Source organism: Moorena sp. SIO3H5, from assembly GCF_010692395.1.
Lineage (GTDB): Bacteria > Cyanobacteriota > Cyanobacteriia > Cyanobacteriales > Coleofasciculaceae > Moorena.
The window spans coordinates 1-4,029 of record NZ_JAAHHS010000550.1; the positions used below are offsets into that span (position 1 = coordinate 1).

At 43.5% G+C, this 4,029-nt stretch carries 3 protein-coding genes and 1 pseudogene; 2 read left to right on the top strand and 2 right to left on the bottom strand.

The genetic code is table 11. The annotated features are described in order from the left end of the window. Positions 1–461 (top strand): annotated as a pseudogene (locus tag F6K52_RS33300) (sensor histidine kinase); the annotation flags it as partial. On the opposite strand, the gene F6K52_RS33305 reads toward F6K52_RS33300, so the two are convergent. Further along, on the bottom strand, positions 421–891 hold the full coding sequence (locus tag F6K52_RS33305; RefSeq protein WP_293088945.1) for a GNAT family N-acetyltransferase: 471 nt from the start codon (positions 889–891) through the stop codon (positions 421–423). The pseudogene F6K52_RS33300 and the gene F6K52_RS33305 sit on opposite strands and share 41 nt — an antisense overlap. 353 nt (positions 892–1,244) lie before the next feature. Between F6K52_RS33305 and recJ the strand changes: the two genes are divergently transcribed. Continuing rightward, entirely contained in the window at positions 1,245–3,311 is a 2,067-nt protein-coding gene (gene recJ / locus F6K52_RS33310; RefSeq protein WP_364420974.1) for a single-stranded-DNA-specific exonuclease RecJ, read from the top strand. Positions 3,312–3,532: 221 nt separating this feature from the next. Here the strand turns inward: recJ and F6K52_RS33315 are convergent, their stop codons facing one another. Beyond that, positions 3,533–3,667: a photosystem II reaction center protein Ycf12 gene (locus F6K52_RS33315; protein WP_070396607.1), complete on the bottom strand. Its 135-nt coding sequence runs from the start codon at positions 3,665–3,667 to the stop codon at positions 3,533–3,535. Positions 3,668–4,029 lie beyond the last annotated feature (362 nt).

Consider the following 4,029-nt stretch of genomic DNA (forward strand, 5'->3'; position numbering starts at 1 on the left):
GTGTAGCTCTGGAAATAGTTCCACCTGACCCCCAAATTTACGTTTTAGTCGATCCACGGCGTTTTCGACAAGCATTAGTGATGATGGTGGATACTGGGATTACTCAGATAAGCAGTGGTCAAATTAAAGTTTGGACTGCACTCTCCTCTGAATCTGAAACAGTTTCCATCTGGATTGATATGCCCTGTGCCATCAGCTGTTGGGCTGAAGCTGTTGATTTATTGCAATTACCTCTAGATCAATCAAAACTAGATCAATCAAAACAGCCCAGTGAAATGGTATCCACTTCATCTGGACTGACCTTGTTGATGATTCAAACACTCCTGGAAGTGATGCAGGGGCGTATAGAAGTATTAGCTGTCCCCAGTGAAGAAGCTCACAATGATGCCTCTGCTGAGAATCTTACCCGGTTTCATGTTTCTATACCCCAGGGGATTCCTGAGATTGTAGAGCCTTACTAGGGACTGGAGTAACTAGAGGCTGATTGTACAATACCATTGTTGTACTGGAGTTCACCTCAAAACCAATGCGTTCGTAAAAACTTTGTTGATGGGTGGTCATCAAATAAACTCTCTCTACTCGGCTCATCTGAGGATGAGAGAGTACAGTTTCCACTAGCTTACGCCCTAGCCCAGCTCCTCGATAGTCTGGATGGATAACAACATCCCAAATGTTTCCCCGATAAATTCCGTCAGAGGTAGCTCTGGCTAATCCAATCAGCTTCTGGTTATCCCAAACGCTGATGACAGGATTACTGTTAGCGATCGCAACTTGCCAATCCTCGATTTTTCGGTCTTTTGCCCAAAAAGCACCTAGGTTAAACAATTTTTGTAGCTGGTAATAGTCGATTTTATATTTGCGATCGCAAAATTGAATATGGCGGTAATCCATAGTTACCAAAGTTCCTTCTGATTTTGTTAAACGTGCCTTAAAATTGACTTACTTTACTGATGTTAGTCTGGAGTTTTTATGAAAACTATTTAAGTAAAAATAGGATTAATATTCTGTCCTATTGACTACTTTTAAGTAATATAAACCAGACAATTTATTCTGATTAATTAACAATTTAAAATTTATAATTAATCAGGATTAAACGGGTTTGCAGATAGCGGTTAAAGATATATCTATCAATAGGTTATCTCTGGCTCGACAAACCCAGGAAGCTGAGTATTACAAAATGTTAAGATCATAACCTATTATAATTATCTCGGTCAAATCCAATAACCGATACTATGGGTGGTAGTATGGGCTATTGTTGTTCGATCACGACACCTGTGCACAACCACCTCTCACCCACCCCATCCAAACCCCATGCCCAATTGCCTAATCAGCGTTGGGAAATTGCCCCCCTCAAAACTGAACAAGCTAACCAACTCGCCCAAGCTAGAGGCATTTCCCCCCTAATCGCTCAACTCCTGATTAATAGAGGTATTGAAACCTCTGAACAAGCGGAGGTTTTCCTAAATCCCCTATCTCAGGTAATGCCTGCACCGATTGATGAATTTCCCGATTTGGCAATTAGTGTCGAGATGCTCACTGAAGCGATCGCAAATCAAGAAAAAATCGCTATCTGTGGAGACTACGATGCTGATGGCATGACCAGCACGGCTTTGTTACTCAGAGCATTACGGTGGTTGGGGGCTGATGTAGACTACGCCATACCCAGCAGGATGACAGAGGGTTATGGCATCAATACACGGATTGTGGAAGAATTTGCGGAGGAAGGGGTGGGTGTGATTTTAACGGTTGATAATGGTATTGCTGCCCATGAACCTATTGCTAGAGCTGTAGAACTTGGAATAACGGTTATTGTAACTGACCACCATGACCTACCTCCAGAACTTCCAGACGCTGATGCCATTCTCAATCCCAAGCAACTGCCGGAAGAGTCACCCTACCGAAGTTTAGCTGGTGTAGGGATAGCTTACATTTTAGCTATCTGTCTAGCACAAGAACTGGGTCAAATCAAAGGCTTGACCCAACAGCTGTTAGAACTATTTACTCTGGGAACTATTGCGGATTTAGCCCCTTTAACGGGTATCAACCGACGTTGGTTAAAGCGAGGCTTAGGGTTATTGCCTCAATCTCAATTAGCAGGAGTTCAGGCATTAATCGAGATAACTGGGGTTAAAGATGACCAAAAATCCCTTAAGCCGGAGGATATTGGATTTAGACTAGGACCAAGAATTAACGCTATTGGTCGCTTATCGGATCCCCAAATTGTAATTGAACTGCTGACGACGACTGCACCCGAAGTAGCACTTGAAAGGGCAATGCAGTGTGAAGAAGTTAACCAACGGCGTCAGCAATTGTGTGCTGATATTGAACAAGATGCGATCGCATTTATTGAGGACACTGGACTAGATTGGCAACAGAAGCGGGTATTAGTGATTGTCCAACCGAATTGGCATCATGGAGTCATTGGCATTGTTGCCTCCAGATTAGTAGAGCGCTATGGTGTCCCAGTCTTTATTGGAACCTATGAAGACGACGACCAACAACACATTCGCGGTTCAGCACGAGGCATAACTGAATTCAATATTTTTGAAGCCTTAGAGTTCTGTAAAGACTTACTGGGTAAATATGGAGGACACAAAGCAGCTGGTGGATTTTCCCTACCTGCTGAGAACTTAAGCGACTTTGAACAATCCCTTAGCCGTTTTGCCCATGAATGTCTAAAAGCTGAACACCTCAAACCCCTAGTTGCTATCGACGCTAGCCTAGAATTACCTGAAATTACCTCTAACTTCTACCAGCAATTAGATCTGCTTCACCCCTGTGGGATTGGCAATCGGGATCCTGTCTTTTGGAGTGCCAATGTCCAAATCCTTGAGCAACGAGTTGTTGGTAAGGGACACATTAAGCTTACCTTGAATCAGGACAATCAATCAGTCACGATTCAAGCTATTGCTTGGCGTTGGGGGGAATACTTCCCTTTACCTAAACGAGTGGATATTGCCTACAAGTTGCGAGAGCATCATTGGGAGGGCAACACGACCATTGAGTTAGAGTTAGTCGGTGTTCGTCTACCCGTAGTGACTAGTCCCGTAGTTACTAGTAAAGTTACTACTACCTCAACAACAAAGAAAGCGGAATTTTATTACAATCAGCGCCGCTACACCTGTAGCCTTTGGGAATCTTTAAACGAACTAAGAATTAGAAACCCAGAAGGGAAAGTCCTAGCGATTCAGAAAGGACAACGCATTGGACTTTTGGGTACTAAACGGGAAGATGCTAAAGAAGTTAATGTCACTAAACCTCCTTACTACCCCTTGATCAAAGCAGCAACTCGTGCGTTGGGACTCAGCTAACGAGTTGAAAGTTGACAAGTTATTAGGTTGCTGACGAGTTGAAAGTTAACAAGTCATAGGTTGCTGGCGAGTTGAAAGTTAACCAGTTACAGGTTGCAGGTTTTCTACTGAACCTTGGCCAAAAGCCCACGCGTGCGCGTTCAACGGGCTAACCTTCAAGCGCGTCAGCTACCGTAAACTGAACGCCTTGGGCGAACAACCGCGTCACCTTCAACCCTCGATTAAAGGTCGCCTCTAAGAGCATATAGGGCGAAAATGACCACTGGACCAGCAATCACAACAGCTGCCAGCATACTCAGCTGAGCAATCAATACCCAATCGATGTTACCTATAAAATCTAAAAAAGCTAAATACATATGTTCTCCAGAATTGACCCAACAAAGGCGATGGTGACTAATCACAATCCATCGCTTAGATTTTACTGGGTAATGATCTGTATTTTTTAAGTAAGTTTACAAAAATATACAAAACTCAACGGCAAGCCTGACTACACCTATGACGGGTGAAAACTCGCTAAGCTAGATATACTCAGGACTTAGGCACACAATCCATGGGTAGGGTGGGCAAAACCTTGCCCACCCTACAGGTAGCGTTAAATTGAGGGATTTGCGTAAGTCCTATATAATTTAAGCTTTTAGCTCTTTTTTCAAAGTTATGGCAACTTGGAGTTGTGTAAAGCAATGTGGGGCTTGCTGTCATCTTGACCCAGCTGAGCGTC

Bases quoted from the DNA above. Each gene is read 5' to 3' on its own strand.
- recJ (WP_364420974.1), top strand. From the start codon at position 1,245: ATGGGCTATTGTTGTTCGATCACGACACCTGTGCACAACCACCTCTCA.
- F6K52_RS33315 (WP_070396607.1), bottom strand. From the start codon at position 3,667: ATGTATTTAGCTTTTTTAGATTTTATAGGTAACATCGATTGGGTATTG.
- F6K52_RS33305 (WP_293088945.1), bottom strand. From the start codon at position 891: ATGGATTACCGCCATATTCAATTTTGCGATCGCAAATATAAAATCGAC.